The 16,595-nt window shown below is 69.2% G+C and carries 19 protein-coding genes; 11 read left to right on the top strand and 8 right to left on the bottom strand.

Annotated features, from left to right (window positions below; all coding sequences use genetic code 11):
• Window positions 1–7: 7 nt before the first annotated feature.
• From EV691_RS12190 to lptM, 4 genes are read right to left on the bottom strand one after another with little or no spacing between them, the layout of a single operon-like run.
• Entirely contained in the window at window positions 8–703 is a 696-nt protein-coding gene (locus EV691_RS12190) for a DUF484 family protein (RefSeq protein ID WP_131297232.1), read from the bottom strand.
• A gap of 11 nt (window positions 704–714) precedes the next feature.
• Entirely contained in the window at window positions 715–1,545 is an 831-nt protein-coding gene (gene dapF / locus EV691_RS12185; protein WP_131297231.1) for a diaminopimelate epimerase, read from the bottom strand.
• 13 nt (window positions 1,546–1,558) lie between these two features.
• Window positions 1,559–2,806 carry a diaminopimelate decarboxylase gene (lysA, locus tag EV691_RS12180; protein WP_131297230.1) on the bottom strand — a complete coding sequence of 416 codons (1,248 nt, stop codon included), beginning with the start codon at window positions 2,804–2,806 and terminating at the stop codon, window positions 1,559–1,561.
• Between the two features lie 55 nt (window positions 2,807–2,861).
• Entirely contained in the window at window positions 2,862–2,996 is a 135-nt protein-coding gene (gene lptM, locus EV691_RS12175; protein WP_039806485.1) for an LPS translocon maturation chaperone LptM, read from the bottom strand.
• A 174-nt stretch (window positions 2,997–3,170) separates the two neighbouring features.
• On the opposite strand from lptM, the gene cyaY reads away from it, so the two are divergent.
• Window positions 3,171–3,503: an iron donor protein CyaY gene (gene cyaY / locus EV691_RS12170; RefSeq protein WP_131297229.1), complete on the top strand. Its 333-nt coding sequence runs from the start codon at window positions 3,171–3,173 to the stop codon at window positions 3,501–3,503.
• Between the two features lie 11 nt (window positions 3,504–3,514).
• Here cyaY and EV691_RS12165 read toward each other — a convergent pair whose 3' ends face one another.
• The gene (locus EV691_RS12165; RefSeq protein WP_039806481.1) at window positions 3,515–3,757 is read right to left on the bottom strand and encodes a TIGR02647 family protein; all 243 of its coding nucleotides are present in this window, start codon (window positions 3,755–3,757) and stop codon (window positions 3,515–3,517) included.
• A 66-nt stretch (window positions 3,758–3,823) separates the two neighbouring features.
• A complete protein-coding gene (locus EV691_RS23890) occupies window positions 3,824–4,291 on the bottom strand; it encodes a hypothetical protein (protein ID WP_242672471.1) in 468 nt (155 codons plus the stop codon).
• A gap of 111 nt (window positions 4,292–4,402) precedes the next feature.
• Between EV691_RS23890 and EV691_RS12155 the strand changes: the two genes are divergently transcribed.
• On the top strand, window positions 4,403–5,377 hold the full coding sequence (locus tag EV691_RS12155) for a magnesium transporter CorA family protein (RefSeq protein ID WP_131297228.1): 975 nt from the start codon (window positions 4,403–4,405) through the stop codon (window positions 5,375–5,377).
• Window positions 5,378–5,409: 32 nt separating this feature from the next.
• Here EV691_RS12155 and argH read toward each other — a convergent pair whose 3' ends face one another.
• The gene (argH, locus tag EV691_RS12150) at window positions 5,410–6,804 is read right to left on the bottom strand and encodes an argininosuccinate lyase (RefSeq protein WP_131297227.1); all 1,395 of its coding nucleotides are present in this window, start codon (window positions 6,802–6,804) and stop codon (window positions 5,410–5,412) included.
• Between the two features lie 229 nt (window positions 6,805–7,033).
• Between argH and EV691_RS12145 the strand changes: the two genes are divergently transcribed.
• The 8 genes from EV691_RS12145 to EV691_RS12110 all read left to right on the top strand — a co-directional run bounded on the left by EV691_RS12145 (window position 7,034) and on the right by EV691_RS12110 (window position 14,138).
• Window positions 7,034–7,792: a LytR/AlgR family response regulator transcription factor gene (locus tag EV691_RS12145; protein ID WP_089169469.1), complete on the top strand. Its 759-nt coding sequence runs from the start codon at window positions 7,034–7,036 to the stop codon at window positions 7,790–7,792.
• Window positions 7,793–7,924: 132 nt separating this feature from the next.
• Window positions 7,925–8,863 carry a hydroxymethylbilane synthase gene (gene hemC, locus EV691_RS12140; protein ID WP_131297226.1) on the top strand — a complete coding sequence of 313 codons (939 nt, stop codon included), beginning with the start codon at window positions 7,925–7,927 and terminating at the stop codon, window positions 8,861–8,863.
• The gene (locus tag EV691_RS12135; RefSeq protein ID WP_131297225.1) at window positions 8,860–9,648 is read left to right on the top strand and encodes a uroporphyrinogen-III synthase; all 789 of its coding nucleotides are present in this window, start codon (window positions 8,860–8,862) and stop codon (window positions 9,646–9,648) included. Before hemC ends, EV691_RS12135 begins: the two co-directional genes overlap by 4 nt.
• Before the next feature lie 16 nt (window positions 9,649–9,664).
• Entirely contained in the window at window positions 9,665–10,783 is a 1,119-nt protein-coding gene (locus EV691_RS12130; RefSeq protein WP_242672470.1) for a uroporphyrinogen-III C-methyltransferase, read from the top strand.
• Entirely contained in the window at window positions 10,780–12,009 is a 1,230-nt protein-coding gene (locus tag EV691_RS12125) for a heme biosynthesis HemY N-terminal domain-containing protein (protein WP_089169466.1), read from the top strand. The genes EV691_RS12130 and EV691_RS12125 overlap by 4 nt, the downstream gene beginning before the upstream one ends.
• A 133-nt stretch (window positions 12,010–12,142) precedes the next feature.
• Entirely contained in the window at window positions 12,143–12,634 is a 492-nt protein-coding gene (locus tag EV691_RS12120; protein ID WP_089169465.1) for a disulfide bond formation protein B, read from the top strand.
• A gap of 203 nt (window positions 12,635–12,837) precedes the next feature.
• Complete coding sequence (gene rsd, locus EV691_RS12115) at window positions 12,838–13,305, top strand: sigma D regulator (protein ID WP_131253749.1); 468 nt, start codon at window positions 12,838–12,840, stop codon at window positions 13,303–13,305.
• A 146-nt stretch (window positions 13,306–13,451) separates the two neighbouring features.
• On the top strand, window positions 13,452–14,138 hold the full coding sequence (locus EV691_RS12110; protein ID WP_131297224.1) for an AlgP family protein: 687 nt from the start codon (window positions 13,452–13,454) through the stop codon (window positions 14,136–14,138).
• Here EV691_RS12110 and EV691_RS12105 read toward each other — a convergent pair.
• Complete coding sequence (locus tag EV691_RS12105) at window positions 14,135–14,593, bottom strand: TIGR02444 family protein (RefSeq protein WP_131297223.1); 459 nt, start codon at window positions 14,591–14,593, stop codon at window positions 14,135–14,137. The two genes, EV691_RS12110 and EV691_RS12105, sit on opposite strands and share 4 nt — an antisense overlap.
• A 49-nt stretch (window positions 14,594–14,642) precedes the next feature.
• Between EV691_RS12105 and EV691_RS12100 the strand changes: the two genes are divergently transcribed.
• On the top strand, window positions 14,643–16,553 hold the full coding sequence (locus EV691_RS12100) for an ATP-binding cassette domain-containing protein (RefSeq protein WP_131297285.1): 1,911 nt from the start codon (window positions 14,643–14,645) through the stop codon (window positions 16,551–16,553).
• The last annotated feature ends 42 nt before the right edge of the window (window positions 16,554–16,595 follow it).

Here is a 16,595-nt window from a genome sequence, read left to right as displayed (position 1 = left end):
CTAGGGCCTAACGGACCGGGCGCAGCGGGCTGCTGGCCAGGCGCGGCAGCAGGCGGGCGAGGACGTCGGCGATGTAGCCGAGAAAGAGGGTGCCGAGGCTGCTCCGGTAGTGCTGGGGATCGGGGCTGCCGACCGCCAGCACGCCGTGCAGGCCCTGATGGTCGAGGGCGGCCACCGCGGCCGAGCCGATCTGCGGGCGGCGCTCCTCGCCGAACAGGAAGCCCAGCTCGTGGCTGCGCAGCACGCCGCACAGCGGCTTGCCGCAGGCCAGCAGGCCGCCGATGGCCTGCAGGGCTTCCTCGGTGTCGACCCAGCGGCCAGCCGGACTGGCGTGCTCGCCGAACAGGATCAGCCCGACGAAGGGAATCTGGAACTCGTGGCGCAGGCTGTCCTCGACCAGGCCGACCGCTTCTTCCAGGGTGATTGCGTCGAGCAGGTCGAGGACCAGGCGGCGGGTCTTGTCGAACAGCCGGTCGTTGTCGCGGGCCACCTCCATCAGATGCCCCAGACGCCCGCGCAGCTCGTGGTTGCGCTCGCGCAAAAGGCCGAGCTGGCGCTCCACCAGCGACACCGCGGCGCCGCTCGGATGGGGAATGCTCAGCTCCGTCAGCAGTTCTTCGCGCCCCCGGAAAAACTGCGGATTCCGGCGCAGGAAGTTTTCAACCGCTGTGGCATCGACGGGTTCCTGGGACTGCTCACTCATTGGCTACACCCTCATAGACGTACCTGGCCTTCATACACGCGCACCGCCGGGCCGGTCATCATCACCGACTGGCCAAGGCCTGCCCAGGCGATGGACAGTCGGCCGCCCGGCAGGTCGATCAGCACCGGCGAATCCATCCAACCCTGGCGGATCGCCGTCACCGCCGCCGCGCAGGCGCCGGTACCGCAGGCCTGGGTCTCGCCGGCACCGCGCTCCCAGACGCGCAGCCGGGCGTGCTGGCGGTCGACGACTTGGAGGAAGCCCACGTTGACCCGCTGCGGAAAGCGTGGGTGATGTTCCAGTTTAGGCCCCAGCGCGTGCACCGGTGCGCTTTCCACATCCGCCACCCGCAGCACCGCATGGGGATTGCCCATGGACAGCGCGGCAAACTCGACTGCCTGGCCGTCGACCTCGACACAATAGTTGAGGGCGGCGGCTTCGGCCTGGAAGGGAATCTCCTGCGGCTCCAGGCGCGGCGGGCCCATGTCGACGCAGACCTGGCCGTCCGGGCGGACGTCCAGCTCGATGAGGCCGCTCCTGGTTTCCACGCGGATGCGCTTCTTCACCGTCAGGCGCTTGTCGAGCACGAAGCGGGCGAAGCAGCGCGCGCCGTTGCCGCACTGCTCCACCTCCGAGCCGTCGGCGTTGAAGATGCGGTAGCGGAAGTCCACGTCCGGCCGGCTCGGCGGCTCGACGATCAGCAACTGGTCGAAGCCGATGCCGGTATGGCGGTCCCCCCACTGCCGGGCGTGCTTGGGCTGGATGTGCGCGTGCTGGCTGACCAGGTCGAGGACCATGAAGTCGTTGCCGAGGCCGTGCATCTTGGTGAAACGCAGCAGCATGCCTGCCTCCGTGTCAGTTGGGCAGCAGGCTTTCGCCGGCGTAGAGTTCCTCGATGGTTTCGCGGCGGCGGACCAGGTGCATCTGCTCGCCGTCCACCAGCACCTCGGCGGCGCGGCCGCGGGTGTTGTAGTTGGAGCTCATGACGAAGCCGTAGGCGCCGGCCGAGCGCACCGCCAGCAGGTCACCCTCGACCAGGGCCAGCTCGCGGTCCTTGGCGAGGAAGTCGCCGGTTTCGCAGATCGGTCCGACCAGGTCGTAGCTGCAGATCTCGCCGCCGTGGGGGGTCACCGGCACCACGTCCATCCAGGCCTGGTAGAGGGCCGGGCGGATCAGGTCGTTCATCGCCGCATCGACCACCGCGAAGTCCTTGTGCTCGGTGTGCTTGAGGTATTCCACGCGGGTCAGCAGCACGCCGGCGTTGGCGACGATCGAGCGGCCCGGCTCGAAGATCAGGGCCAGGGCGCGGCCGGCAAGCCGTTCGCGCACCGCGGCGATGTACTCGCCGGGTTGCGGCGGTTGCTCGGCGCGGTACTGCACGCCGAGGCCGCCGCCGAGATCCAGGTGGCGGATGGCGATGCCGCGCGCGGCCAGGCGGTCGACCAGCAGCAGCAGGCGGTCCAGGGCGTCGAGGAAGGGCGAGAGGGTGGTCAGCTGCGAGCCGATGTGGCAGTCGACGCCGAGCACCTCCAGGTTGGGCAGCGCGGCGGCGCCGGCATAGACCTCCTCGGCCTGCTCGATGTCGATGCCGAACTTGTTTTCCTTGAGCCCGGTGGAGATGTAGGGATGGGTCTGGGCATCCACGTCCGGGTTGACGCGCAGCGACACCGGGGCCTTGACGCCGAGTTCGGCGGCGACTTCCTGCAGGCGCTCCAGCTCCACCTCGGATTCGACGTTGAAGCAGTGCACGCCGACCTCGAGGGCGCGGCGCATGTCCTCGCGGGTCTTGCCGACCCCGGAGAACACCACCTTCGCCGGATCGCCGCCGGCGGCCAGCACGCGCTCCAGCTCGCCGCGAGAGACGATGTCGAAGCCGGCGCCGAGACGCGCCAGGAGGTTCAGCACGGCGAGGTTGGAGTTGGCCTTGACCGCGAAGCAGACCAGGTGCGGCATGCCGGCCAGGGCGTCGGCGTAGGCGCGGTATCGCTCCTCGATATGGGCGCGGGAGTAGACGTAGGTGGGGGTGCCGAAGCGTGCGGCAATGGCGGACAGCGCCACGCCTTCCGCGAACAGCGAGCCGTCGCGGTAGTTGAAGGGTTCCATGGGGGCCTCCTGGGAAGAAGCCTGTCCTAGCGCGCAGCGGCGACCAGGCAGGTTCTTAGAATTCGAAACGGTCTTTGCGGTGGCCGGCTTTCTTGTCGTCAGGAAGGTAGAGCGGGCCCTTCTGACCACAGCCGGCGAGGGGAGCGGCGAGCACGGCCAGCGCGAGTAGCTGAAGCAGCAGGCGCTTCATGACGGAAATCCTTGTGAACGCATCGAGTGCGCCGGAGTATACCGGCCCCCCGGCGCCTTGCCTATGCGCGGGCCCCCCGCCGGGCGGGCCCTGCAGGGCGCTGCCATCCCCGCCGGCGTGCGAATCGGCTATCGTTGCCAGCCTTGAGCACCATTGTTCTGACGAGGAACCCGCATGAGCCTTACCGAAGCCCGCTTCCACGGACTGATCGACGACCTGCAGCAGGCCGTCGAGGACATTTTCGAAGACAGCGACCTGGACATCGATCTGGAGAACTCCGCGGGCGTACTGTCCGTCCGCTTCGAGAACGGCAGCCAGCTCATCCTCAGCCGGCAGGAGCCGCTGCGCCAGCTGTGGCTGGCGGCGCGCTCCGGCGGCTTCCACTTCGACTACGACGAAGCCGGAGGCCGCTGGATCTGCGATGCCAGCGGCGACTCCCTGGGTGAGCTGCTGGCCCGCGTCACCCTCGAACAGGTCGGCGAGGAACTGGAGTTCCCCGAGCTCTGAGCCGCGGGCGGTCAGCGCGGACCGCTCAGGATGGTCAGCAGGCTCTGTGCCTGTTCGGCGGCGTCTACGCCCAGACTGGTCAGATAGCCGCCGTCGGGCCGGCTGATCAGACCCTTGTCGTGCAGCCGGCGGGCGGCGGCCACAGCCTCCGGGGCGGCATCTTGGTGGACCTTGATGCCTTCTTCCTGGACGTTGTCCAGGTTGAACAGGGCGAGGATTTCCAGTTCGGCAACCAGCGTTTGGGTGAAGGCCATGGGCAACTCCAGGGGCAGGCCGTCGGCGACGGCGGTTGTCCTCCAGTGTAGCGGCCGTCGCGCTGACTAGCCGGCCGCCTCGGGCAGTTCCGGCAGCGCGCGCAGGGCCTGCGCGTACCAGGCGCCGTCGAACGGGCGGTCCTCGCGCAGCATGGCGGCGATCTCGTGGGCCAGCACCAGGGCCATCAGGTGGAGGCTCTCCTCCCGTTCGTAGCCGACCAGGGTCAGCTTGTTCAGGGTGGCCTTGGCGGCCGGCGGGTCGTCCGCCGCGATCTGGTTCTCGATGGCCTCGATCAGCGTCTGTTCGGCGAAGGCTTCGTCGTCCATCGGTTCTTGGTCTGGCTGGCTCATGGGTTCTCCTGCGGCGGTCAAGGTGCCGCTGTCCAGTTGGCAGAGACGGCAGCTCCCGTCGTCGGCATGGCTGGTCTCGATGTAACGTACGCGCCGCGTGGCCGACTGGCGGTCGGCGGCGATCTGGAAGTGCGGGGCGCCCGAGGTGCTCCTGCGCGTGTCGGTGGTTCGCTCGGCACTCATGGACGGTGACTCCGTGGTGGATCGGCCGCGCCATGATAACGCCCGGCGACCGGCCGCAGGCCGCGGTCGCCGGTCCATTCCACTCCATGCCCTGGAACAGGACGGCATTGCATGATCACCTATTACCTGCTCGACGCCGACGGCCTGCGCCGGCAGCCGGCGCAAGATCTCCAGGCGCTGCCGCCGGGCGTTCTGTGGATCGACCTGCTGCAGCCCAGCCGCGAGGAGGAGCTGTTCCTCGAGCGGATGCTCGGGGTGGACATCCCGACCCGCGAGGAAATGACGGAGATCGAGGATTCCTCGCGCTTCTACGAGAGCGCCGGCACCCTCTACATGACCGCCAGCCTGGTCAGCGGCATCAGCGAGCATCAGCCGGGCATCGCCGAGGTGTCCTTCGTGCTCGGCCGGCAGTGGCTGGTGACGGTGCGCTACGCCGAGCTGTCGGCGTTTCGCACCTTCGCCGGGCAGCGGGTCCAGCGGCTCGGCTCCAAGTGCTGCAGCGAGCTGGTTTTCGCGGCGCTGATCGACAGCGTCGTCGACCGCATCGCCGACGTGCTGGAGACGCTGCAGAAGCAGCTGAACAGCCTGTCGCGGGCGATCTTCAGCGAGTCCGCCGAGCGCCACCCGGAAAAGACCGACCTGCAGAAGGTCGTCAAGCTGCTCGGGCGGCACAATGCCCTGCAGGCCCGACTGAACGAGAGCCTGCTGAGCATCGACCGGCAGATCAGCTACGTCCGCCAGGCCGGCAACGGCTGGCTGGACGAGGCGGCGCGGGGCTGGCTGCAGACCGCCGAACGGGACGTGCGCTCCCTCGGCGAGTACCAGGCGAAGATGTCCGGGGAGAGCAGCTTCCTGCTCGAGGCCACCCTCGGGCTGATCAGCATCGAGCAGAACAGCATCATCAAGGTGTTCTCCATCGCCGCGGTGCTGTTCCTGCCGCCGACCCTGGTCGGCACCGTCTACGGGATGAACTTCCGTCACATGCCGGAGCTGGAGTGGTACTTCGGCTACCCGCTGGCGCTGGGCCTGATGGTCGGCTCGGCGGCGCTGTCCTACGCCTGGTTCAGGTTCAAGAACTGGCTGTAGCGCGGGCGGCGCGCCCGCGCAGTTGCCCGGTCTCAGCGCGCGGCCAGCAGCGCCTTGCCGCGGGCCACGGCGGCGCGCACCTGGGCGGGCGCGGTGCCGCCGATGTGGTCGCGGGCGTTGACCGAGCCTTCCAGGGTCAGCACGGCGAACACGTCCTCGCCGATCTGGTCGCTGAACTGGCGCAGCTCATCCAGCGACATCTCGGCCAGGTCCTTGCCGGTCGCAACGCCGTACTTCACCGCGTGGCCGACGATCTCGTGGCAGTCGCGGAACGGCAGGCCCCTGCGCACCAGGTAGTCGGCGAGATCGGTGGCGGTGGAGAAGCCGCGGCGCGCCGCCTCGCGCATCACCTCGATGCGCGGCTTGAGCGCCGGGACCATGTCGGCGAAGGCGCGCAGGCTGTCGCGCAGGGTGTCGGCGGCGTCGAACAGCGGCTCCTTGTCCTCCTGGTTGTCCTTGTTGTAGGCCAGTGGCTGGCCCTTCATCAGGGTCAGGAGGCCGGTCAGCGCGCCGAACACCCGGCCGGACTTGCCGCGCACCAGCTCGGGGACGTCCGGGTTCTTCTTCTGCGGCATGATCGACGAGCCGGTGCAGAAGCGGTCGGGCAGCTCGATGAAGTTGAACTGGGCGGAAGTCCACAGCACCAGCTCTTCGGAGAAGCGCGACAGGTGCATCATCGCCAGGGAGGCGGCGGCGCAGAATTCGATGGCGAAGTCGCGATCCGACACGCCGTCCAGCGAGTTGCCGCCGATGGCCTCGAAGCCGAGCAGCCGGCAGGTGATCTCGCGCTGGATCGGGTAGGTGGTGCCGGCCAGTGCGGCCGAGCCGAGCGGCATGCGGTTGACCCGCTTGCGGCAGTCGACCAGGCGCTCGTGGTCGCGCGACAGCATCTCGAACCAGGCCAGGAGGTGATGGCCGAAGCTCACCGGCTGGGCGGTCTGCAGGTGGGTGAAGCCGGGCATGATGACTTCGGCATGCTGCTCGGCCTGGGCCAGCAGACCTTCCTGCAGGCGGGTGATCTCTTTGATGATCACGTCGATCTCGTCGCGCAGCCACAGGCGGATGTCGGTGGCCACCTGGTCGTTGCGGCTACGTCCGGTGTGCAGCTTCTTGCCGGTGATGCCGATGCGGTCGGTCAGGCGCGCCTCGATGTTCATGTGCACGTCTTCCAGGTCGACGCGCCAGTCGAACTGGCCGGCCTCGATCTCGGCCTGGATCTGCGTGAGGCCGTCGATGATCGCGTCGCGCTCGGCGAGGCTCAGCACGCCGGCCTGCTCCAGCATGGTGGCATGGGCGATCGAGCCCATGATGTCGTGGCGGTACAGGCGCTTGTCGAAGTCGACGGAGGCGGTGAAGCGGGCGACGAAGGCGTCGACCGGCTCGCTGAAACGGCCGCCCCAGGACTGGTTGGTTTTCTCGGCGCTCATGGCGTTCTCTCGGCTGCTGCGCAAATGCGGACGGCCGCGGAGGCGGCCGTCAGGGTGGATGGATGAAGGTTGCGCGGATGATAGCAGGGTATGCGGGAAAACCCTGCAGCCCCTGCCGGCCGCGCCCGGCGCTGCGTGCCGCACAATTCTCCCGGCCCGGACCGTGACGGCTGTCACTCCGGCTGTCTACGCTATTCATGTCCGGACTGACGCGGGAAGCCGAAGCAACATGAATGTTCTGATCGTCGACGACGACCCTCTGGCCAGGGAGCAGCTCTGCCGACAGGTGAGCGAGCTCGATGGCTATCGCGTGCTCGAGCCTCCGGCCGGCAACGGCGAGGAGGCGCTGGCCCTGATCGACAACTTGAGGCCGGATATCGTTCTGCTGGATATCCGCATGCCCGGGCTGGACGGCCTGCAGGTGGCCGCCCGGCTGTGCGAGCGGGAGGCCTCGCCCGCCCTGATCTTCTGCGCCGCCGCCGATGAATTCGCCGTGGCGGCGCTGCAGAACACCGGCGTGGGCCATCTGCTGAAGCCGGTGCGGCTCGAGCAGCTGCGCGAGGCCCTGCAGAGGGCCCAGCGTCCCAGCCGGGTCCAGCTGGCCGCGTTGACCCGTCCGCCGCTGACGGACGGCAATGTGCCGCGCACCCATATCAGCGCGCGCACCCGCCGGGGCATCGAGCTGGTGCCGGTGGACAAGGCGATCTTCTTCATCGCCGACCACAAGTACGTGACCCTGCGCCACGAGGGCGGCGAAGTGCTGCTGGACGAGCCGTTGAAGGCCCTGGAGGACGAGTTCGGCGAGCGCTTCGTGCGCATCCATCGCAATGCGCTGGTCGCCCGCGACCGCATCGAACGGCTGCAGCGCACGCCGCTCGGGCATTTTCAGCTCTATCTGCGCGGCCTCGGCGACTCCGCGCTGACCGTGAGCCGACGGCACGTCGCCGGGGTGCGCAAGCTGATGCACAACCACCTGGCCGCGCCCTGAGGTTCGTCCGGCCGGCCGGGAGGCCTGCCGCCATCACCGCGCATGGACGGCATGTCCCCCATGGGCAGGACTGCCCAGCTTTCAGCCCGATCCTGCTATCATCCCCAGCACTCCGTCGTTCTGGAATGCCCCATGTCCCGCGAGATCCGCATCGCCACCCGCAAGAGTGCCCTGGCCCTGTGGCAGGCCGAACACGTCAAGGCGCGTCTGGAACAGGCCCACCCGGGGCTGGTGGTCAGCCTGGTGCCGATGGTCAGCCGCGGCGACAAGCTGCTCGACGCGCCGCTGGCGAAGATCGGCGGCAAGGGGCTGTTCGTCAAGGAGCTGGAAACCGCCCTGCTGGAGAACGAAGCCGACATCGCCGTGCACTCGATGAAGGACGTGCCGATGGAGTTCCCCGAGGGGCTCGGCCTGTACTGCATCTGCGAACGCGAGGATCCGCGCGACGCCTTCGTTTCCAACGCCTTTGCCAGTCTCGACGCACTGCCGGCCGGCAGCGTGGTCGGCACCTCCAGCCTGCGCCGCCAAGCCCAGCTGCTCGCGCGCCGCCCCGACCTGAAGATCCAGTTCCTGCGCGGCAATGTGAATACCCGTCTGGCCAAGCTGGATGCTGGCGAGTACGACGCCATCATCCTCGCCGCCGCCGGGCTGATCCGCCTCGGCTTCGAGGCGCGCATCCGCTCCCGCATCGCCGTCGCCGACAGCCTGCCGGCCGGCGGGCAGGGTGCGGTGGGCATCGAGTGCCGCAGCGCCGACCGCGAGATCCAGGCGCTGCTCGCGCCGCTCAACCATGAGCCGACTGCCCTGCGGGTCGGCGCCGAACGTGCGCTGAACAAGCGCCTCAACGGCGGCTGCCAGGTGCCCATCGCCTGCTATGCCGAGCTGGAGGGCGACCAGCTGTGGCTGCGCGGTCTGGTCGGCCAGCCGGACGGCAGCCTGCTGCTGCGCGCCGAAGAGCGTGCCCCCAGCGGCGAGGCCGAGGCGCTCGGCGTGCGGGTGGCCGAGGCGCTGCTGGCCCAGGGCGCGCAGCGGATTCTGGCGGCGGTCTACGGCGAGAGCGAGCGGCCATGACGGTGCGGCCGGACTCCAATGGATGGCGTCTGCTGCTCACCCGTCCGGCCGAGGAGTGCGCCGCCCTGGCCGGCCGCCTGGCCGAGGAGGGCATCCACGGCAGCAGCCTGCCGCTGCTGGCCATCGAGCCGCTGGCGGAAACCCCGGAACTGCGCAGTCTGTTTCTCGACCTGGATCGCTACAGCGCGGTCATCGTGGTCAGCAAGCCCGCCGCCCGCCTGGGCTTGGAGCTGCTCGACCGCTACTGGCCGCAGCCGCCGGCGAACCAGTGCTGGTTCGGCGTCGGCGCGGCGACCGGCGAGATCCTCGCCGACTACGGCCTGAGGGCCGTCTGGCCGACCGCCGGCGAGGACAGCGAGGCGCTGCTGGCGCTGCCCGAGCTGGCCGCAGCGCTGGCCGTGCTCCGGCCGCGGGTGCTGATCCTGCGCGGGGAGGGCGGTCGCGAACTCATTGCCGACTCGTTGCACAGCCGGGGGCTGCCCGTCGATCATGTCGAACTCTACCGGCGCACCCTGCCGGACTACCCGCCCGGCACCCTGCTCGAGCGGATCCGCATGGGGCGCCTGAACGGCCTGCAGATCAGCAGCGGGCAAGGATTCGAGCATCTGCGCCAGCTGGCGGCGGCTGACTGGCCGGCACTGCTTCGGATACCCTTGTTCGTGCCGAGTCCGCGGGTCGCCGAAATGGCCCGTGCGGCGGGATTCCAGACTGTCGTGGACTGCCATGGCGCCAGTGCCACTGCCTTGCTGGCCGCGCTCCAGGGCCGCCCAGCGCCGACCTTTTGACCCGAAGGATGTATACGTGAGCGAAGCAGCCCCCCCGAACACTCCTACGAACAACAACAATGAACAACCGCTCGCCGCGCCCGCCCCGACCGCCAAGGGTGGCGGCGGAGTCTCCGGCACCGTGGCCGTCCTGGCCCTGCTGATCGGCGCCGGCGGCGCGGGTCTCGGCGGCTGGGGCCTCTGGCAGCTGCGCGAGATGCAGGCCGGCGAGCTGGTGCAGAGCAGCCGCTTCGAGGCCGCCCTGAGCAGCCAGATGGATGCCCTGAAGCAGAGCGAGCGGAGCATCACCGGCCGCCTGTCGCAGTTCGCGGCGCGTTCCGAGTTGGAGGAGCGCTGGCGCACCATGTCCATGCTGGAGAGCGGCCAGGAGAAGCTCGTCCAGCGGCTCGACAAGCTGACCGGCGCTAGCCGCGAGGACTGGCGGCTGGCCGAGGCCGAATACCTGCTGCGCCTGGCCAACCTGCGTCTGACGGCCATGCAGGACATCAACAGCGCCCGCCATCTGCTCGAGGCGGCCGACGGCATCCTGCGCGAGCAGGACGATCCGGCTTCCTTCCCGGTGCGCCAGGTGCTGGCGCGCAGTCTGGAAGCCCTGCGCAGCCTGACTCCGCCGGATCGCATCGGCCTCTTCCTGAGCCTCGGTGCGCTGCGCGAGCAGGCTGCCCAGCTCAAGCCGCTGGCGCCGATCTACGAGCAGGAGCAGGCGCCGCTCGTCGCCGACCGCTGGCAGCAACTGTGGGAAAAGGTCTCCCGCTTCGTGCGCGTCGACCTGCACGCCGATCAGGACATCCGCCCGCTGCTGAGCGGACAGAACCTGGCGCAGGTCCACCTGACCCTGGCGCTGGCCCTGGAGCAGGCCCAGTGGGCGGTGCTGAATGCCTCTCCCGAAGTTTACCGGCAGGCGCTGCAGCAGGCCCAGGAAGTGCTGGCCGGCCAGTTCAATCCGGATCATCCGCAGAGCGCCGCCCTCGGCAAACGCCTGACCGAGCTGTCCAGGCAGCCGGTGGCGCTGCAGATGCCCGACCTGTCGCCGACCGTGAGCGCGCTGCAGAACTATCTGCAGCGCCGTCAGGCGCAGCGTGAAGAGGCCGAGGCTGCCGCCGCCTCCACGAAGAAGGAGGGCACCCGTCAATGAGCCGTCTCTATCTGCTCCTGCTGGCAGTCATCGCCGGCGCCGTCCTGCTCGGCATGGCGATCGCCGAGCATCCGGGCTACGTGCTGTTCGCCTACAAGGGCTACCGTTTCGAGTCCAGCCTCTGGGTCTTCCTCGGCCTGCTGATGGTGCTGGGCGTCGCCTTCTTCGTGCTGCGCTGGGCGGTCGGCCTGGTCGCCGCTTCGGCCGGCGTGGTGCTGCCCTGGTCGCAGCGCAACCGCAACCGGCGCGCCCGCCAGGCCGCCCTGCACGGGCAGCGCGATCTGGCCGAGGGCAACTGGGAGCAGGCGCTGCGTCAGCTGGGCCGGGCCGCGGCCAGCGACCAGCAGCCGCTGGTGCACTACCTGGGCGCCGCGCGGGCGGCCAACGAGCTGGGCGAGTACGCCCAGAGCGACGACCTGCTGCGCCAGGCCCGCGAGCGCGAGCCGAAGGCGGAGGTCGCCATCGGCCTGACCCAGGCCCGCCTGTTGATCGACCGCGGCGAATACCAGCCGGCGCTGGCCGTCCTGCAACAGCTGCACGCGGATCACCCCCAGCATGCCTATGTCCTGGGCCTGCTGCAGAAACTCTACGTCCAACTGCAGGACTGGTCGGCGCTGTGCCAGCTGCTGCCCACGCTGCGCAAGCGCCGCGTGCTGCCGGCCGACAAGCTGGACGATCTGGAGCACCTGACCTGGGCCGCGGCTCTGGAGCGGGCCGGCAAGGGCGAACTGAAGGCGGGCGAAACCGCCCGCAGTCTGGTGACCGGCTGCTGGAGCCAGATGCCTTCGTCGCTGCAGCACGATGCCGGCCTGCTCTATGCCTACGCCACCCGTCTGCGCGAGCTGGGTTCGGAGGACGAGGCCGAGGCGGTCCTGCGTGCAGCCCTCAAGCAGCACTACGAGGATCGTCTGGCCTATCTCTACGGCCAGATACGCAGCAGCGACCCGTCGCGCCAGCTGCATCTGGCCCAGAGCCTGCTGGAGAAGCAGCCGGAAGATCCGCTGCTGCTGCTGACTCTCGGCCGCCTGAGCCTGGTCAACGAGCAGTTCGACAAGGCGCGGGAATACCTGGAGGCCAGCCTGGCCCTCAGCCGCAGCGCCGAAACCTGTGCCGAGCTGGCGCGCCTGCTGGCCCAGTTGGGCGAAACCGAGCACAGCAACCGGCTGTTCCAGGAAGGGCTGAAGCTCGACCGGCTGCCTGCGCTGTCCGAGCCGGCCACCCCCTGAGGGCGGCCGCGTTCCCCTTCGTGCGGGCAACTGTCGGGCTCTGCACGAATCGAGCGCCCTAGAGCTTTCGTACCTTGAAAGCCCGGGGCGCTTTCCTCTACCGTAGCGCCCTTGTCTTCGACTCGGAGCAGCCATGAGCCTGGCCAGCCCACGTTCCCTCTTTCTTCTCGCCTTTCTCGCTAGTCTCGCGCTGCTCGGCGGTGCGCTCTACCTGGAGCATGGGGTCGGCCTGGATCCCTGTCCTCTGTGCATCGTGCAGCGCATCTTCGTCATCCTCTTCGGACTGGTCTGTCTGGTCGCCGCGCTGCATGGGCCGGCGCTGCTCGGCCGGCGGCTGTATGCCGGCTTCGCCCTGTTCGCCGCGCTGGGTGGGGCGGCTACCGCCGGGCGCCAGGTCTGGCTGCAGAACATTCCGCCGGAGCAGCTGCCGTCCTGCCTGCCCAGCCTGGAATACATGATGGAGGCACTGCCGTTCCAGGAAATCGTCCGCCAGGTCCTGCATGGCACGGCCGACTGCGCCGAGGTCGGCTGGACGCTGTTCGGCATGAGCCTGCCGGAATGGAGCCTGCTGGCGTTCGTCGCGATGATCCTGTTCGCCCTGTTCCAACTGTTGCGTCGCGTCTGATCTCCCCCGGGGCGCCCGCCTGGCGCCTCGAACAAGCGTATGAACTTTCGTCGGCGCATGGCTTGCTGGCACGGCGCGACGGGCATACTCTGCCGGCATGTGTCAGTCGATCCTGTCGTCCGATCGAACCCTCCCACGCCGGATGCACCGATAGCGAGCCCCGCCGGGGTTAGAAAAACAAAACAACGTAGGGAAGCCAGACCATGCCTGTCATTCATCAAGACGCCCAGGAACGCTGGGGCGGTGTCCATCTCCTGATCGATCGCTGGCTGGTCGAGCGACGCGCGCTGGCCGATGCCTTCGGGACCATCAAGCACCAGCAGCCGGCCCCCGTGATCAATGCCGAAGCCCTGCAGGTTTTCTGCGAGCTGCTGGTCGATTACGTTTCCGCAGGGCATTTCGAGGTCTACGAGCAACTGATGAGCGAGGCCGAATCCTTCGGCGACCGACGCGGACTCGATCTGGCCCGGCAGATCTATCCCCGTCTCGAGGCGATCACCCAGGCGGCGCTGGCCTTCAACGACCGTTGCGACAACGGCGATTGCCAGGACGGTTCCCTGAGTCACGAGTTCGAGACGCTCGGCAGCCTGTTGCGTGAACGCTTCGAGCTGGAAGACTGCCTGATCGAGGTGCTGCACAACGCGCACCGGCAGATCGCCGCCAGCGCCTGATCCCTTTCCCCGGCAGCAGGCCGCCTTGCTTGCCGCAGCGGCTCGGGTTCCTGTCCGGAGTCCGCCGCCAGCGCCGGCCTCGTTGCTCGTTGGCGGCTGTGAGGTGGGTGGTTAGTATGGATGGAGTCCCTTCGCTAGGAGCAGTCATGTCGACCAAGAAACCCCCTGTCACAACCCCGTTGCACCTGCTGCAGCAGCTTTCGCAGAGTCTGCTCGTCCATCTGGAGGAGGCCTGTACCCAGGCTTTGCAGGATGCGGAGAAGGCGCTGGCCAAGCTGGAAAAGCAGCGCAGCAAGGTCCAGGAAAAACTGCACGAGGCGCGCGCGAAGCTGCAGGATGCGGCCCTGGCCGGCAAGGCCAAGGCTCAGGTCAGGGGCCGGAAGGCGGTCGACGAACTGGAGCCGCTGCTCGACGAGCTCAAGGCGCGCCAGGCGGAAACCCGCGACTATATCGTCCGGCTGCGTCATGACACCCTGCAGGCGCTGGAGCTGGCGCAGGGCGTTGCCCAGGTGAGGGAAGCTGCTGCCCGGACGCTGATGGCTCCCGGAACGCCGCCGGCCGCCCAGCCGCAGAGCAAGCCTGCCCCGAAAGCGGCGGCTCGCAAGCCTGCTGCTTCCCGCCGCGCCAAGCCGGCCGCGGCGGCCGGCGAGGCGACGGCTCCGGCCAAGCGCACGCCGAGCCCGGCAGCCGCGGCCGAGCAGCCTGCCAAGCCGGCTGCCGCGCCCCGCAAGCCGGCGGCACGGCGCAGCCGTTCCGCAGCGCCGGCCTCCAGCAAGGCCGAATCCGTCGCGGCGAGCGCCGCGTCCGCAGCGGACGAGCCGAGCGCCTCCTAATCCGCGCGTGCCGCGGCGCGCAGGGTTCCGAGCGCCTCGCGGCAGGCTGCTGCCGTATCCGTCAGGGCTTCCAGCCAGGCTTGCGCGGCGCCGGGCTCTGCCGGCCAGTCGCGGCAGGCCGTTTCCAGGCGTTGCAGCAGCGCCCACTCGGCATCCAGCTCCAGTGCCTTCAGTCGCTCCCGCAGCTCGGCCAGCACGGCGTCGCCGCGGGCGGCCGGGCGCCAGTCCTGGCGCAGCCGCCGCAGCGGTGCGATCACCGTCGCCTGCCAGGGCTGCGCCAGTTGCCGCAGCTCGGCGCAGCGCCAGGCCGTGCAGTCCACGCCGCGCGCCTCCAGCCAAGCGCCGCAGAGTAGCAGGCAGACATCTGCGCCCTGTGCCTGCAAATCCAGGCAGGCGGCCTCGATGCCGGGGCGTTGGTACAACTGCAGGGCGAAGGCCCGCAGGTCGAGCGGCATGCCGTGTCCCTCCGCGGTGCGTGCGAAGCTGATAAACTCCGCCGCCATCATGATCCGAATCCAGCATCTTACCCTGCAACGTGGTCCGCAGCGTCTGCTCGAGGACGCCGAACTGACCCTGCACACCGGCCAGAAGGTCGGTCTCATCGGCGCCAATGGCGCCGGCAAATCCACCCTGTTCGCCCTGCTGCGCGGCGAGCTCTCGCCCGATGCCGGCGACTGCCAGCTGCCGCCGGACTGGCGCATCGCCCACATGCGCCAGGAGGTCGACGACCTCGAGCGTCGGGCGGTCGACTATGTGCTCGACGGCGACGGCTATCTGCGGCGCATCCAGTGCGAGCTGGCGGCGGCGGAGGCAGCCCACGACGGGGCGGCCATCGCCCGCCTGCACACCGAGCTGGACAACGCCGACGGCTACACGGCCGATGCCCGGGCACGCAAGCTGCTGGCCGGGCTGGGCTTTGCCACCGAGCAGATGGAGCGCCGGGTCGGCGACTTCTCCGGCGGCTGGCGGATGCGCCTGAACCTGGCGCAGGCGCTGATGTGCCCCTCCGAGCTGCTGCTGCTCGACGAACCGACCAACCACCTCGACCTCGACGCCATCCTCTGGCTGGAGGAGTGGTTGAAGGGCTATCCCGGCACCCTGCTGCTGATCTCCCACGACCGCGACTTCCTCGACGCCGTGGTCGACCACGTGGCGCACCTGGAACAGCGCAAGCTGACCCTCTACCGCGGCGGCTACTCGGCCTTCGAGCGCACCCGTGCCGAGCGCCTGGCGCAGCAGCAGCAGGCCTACGAGAAGCAGCAGGCGCAGCGCGCCCACATGGAGAGCTTCATCCGCCGCTTCAAGGCCCAGGCGACCAAGGCGCGCCAGGCGCAGAGCCGCATCAAGGCGCTCGAGCGGCTGGAGGAGCTGGCCCCGGCGCATGTGGACTCGCCCTTCGATTTCCGTTTCCGCGAGGCCGACAAGGTTTCCAGCCCGCTGCTCGACCTCGCCGAAGGCCGCCTCGGCTACGGCGACAAGGCCGTGCTGGAGAAGGTCAAGCTGCAGCTGGTGCCCGGCGCGCGGATCGGCCTGCTCGGCCCCAACGGCGCCGGTAAGTCGACCCTGATCAAGACCCTCGCCGGCGAGCTTGAGCCGCTCGGGGGACGACTCGCCCGTGGCGAGAATCTGGTGGTCGGCTACTTCGCCCAGCACCAGCTGGATGCGCTGGACGCCCAGGCCAGCCCGCTGCTGCATCTGCAGCGCATCGCCCCGGGCGAGCGCGAGCAGACCCTGCGGGATTTTCTCGGCGGCTTCGACTTTCGTGGTAATCGTTGCGACGAGCCGGTGGGCAATTTTTCCGGCGGCGAGAAGGCCCGCCTGGCCCTGGCGCTGATCGCCTGGGGCAAGCCCAATCTCCTGCTGCTCGACGAGCCGACCAACCACCTCGACCTGGAGATGCGCCTGGCCCTGACCCTGGCCCTGCAGGATTTCGAGGGCGCGGTGCTGGTGGTCTCCCACGACCGCCATCTGCTGAAGAGCACCACCGACGAGTTCCTGCTGGTCGCCGACGGCCGCGTACAGGGCTTCGACGGCGATCTCGAGGATTACGCCCGCTGGCTGGTGGACTATCGTGCCCGCCAGGCGCCGGCTGCCGAAGCGGCGGCCAACGGGGACAAGACCGACAAGCGCGCCCAGCGTCAGGCCGCCGCCGCCCTGCGCCAGCAGCTGGCGCCGCACAAGCGCCAGGCGGACAAGCTGGAGCAGGAGCTGGGCCGCGTGCAGGAAAAGCTCGCCGCCCTGGAGATCCGGCTTGGCGACGCCGCACTTTACGAGGCGGCGCGCAAGGACGAGCTGCGCGAGCTGCTGGCCGAGCAGGCGGCGCTCAAGGGCCGCGAGGGCGAGCTTGAAGAGGCCTGGCTGGAGGCTCTGGAAACCCTGGAGGCCCTGCAGACCCAGCTGGAGGTCGGCGCCTGAGCGCCGGCTGCAATATGGGCCAGACTTTCCGCAACCATCCCC

This window comes from Azotobacter chroococcum, assembly GCF_004339665.1.
Lineage (GTDB): Bacteria > Pseudomonadota > Gammaproteobacteria > Pseudomonadales > Pseudomonadaceae > Azotobacter > Azotobacter chroococcum.
The sequence above is the reverse complement of the archived record's forward strand: the minus strand, read 5'-3'. Positions and strand labels throughout refer to the sequence as shown.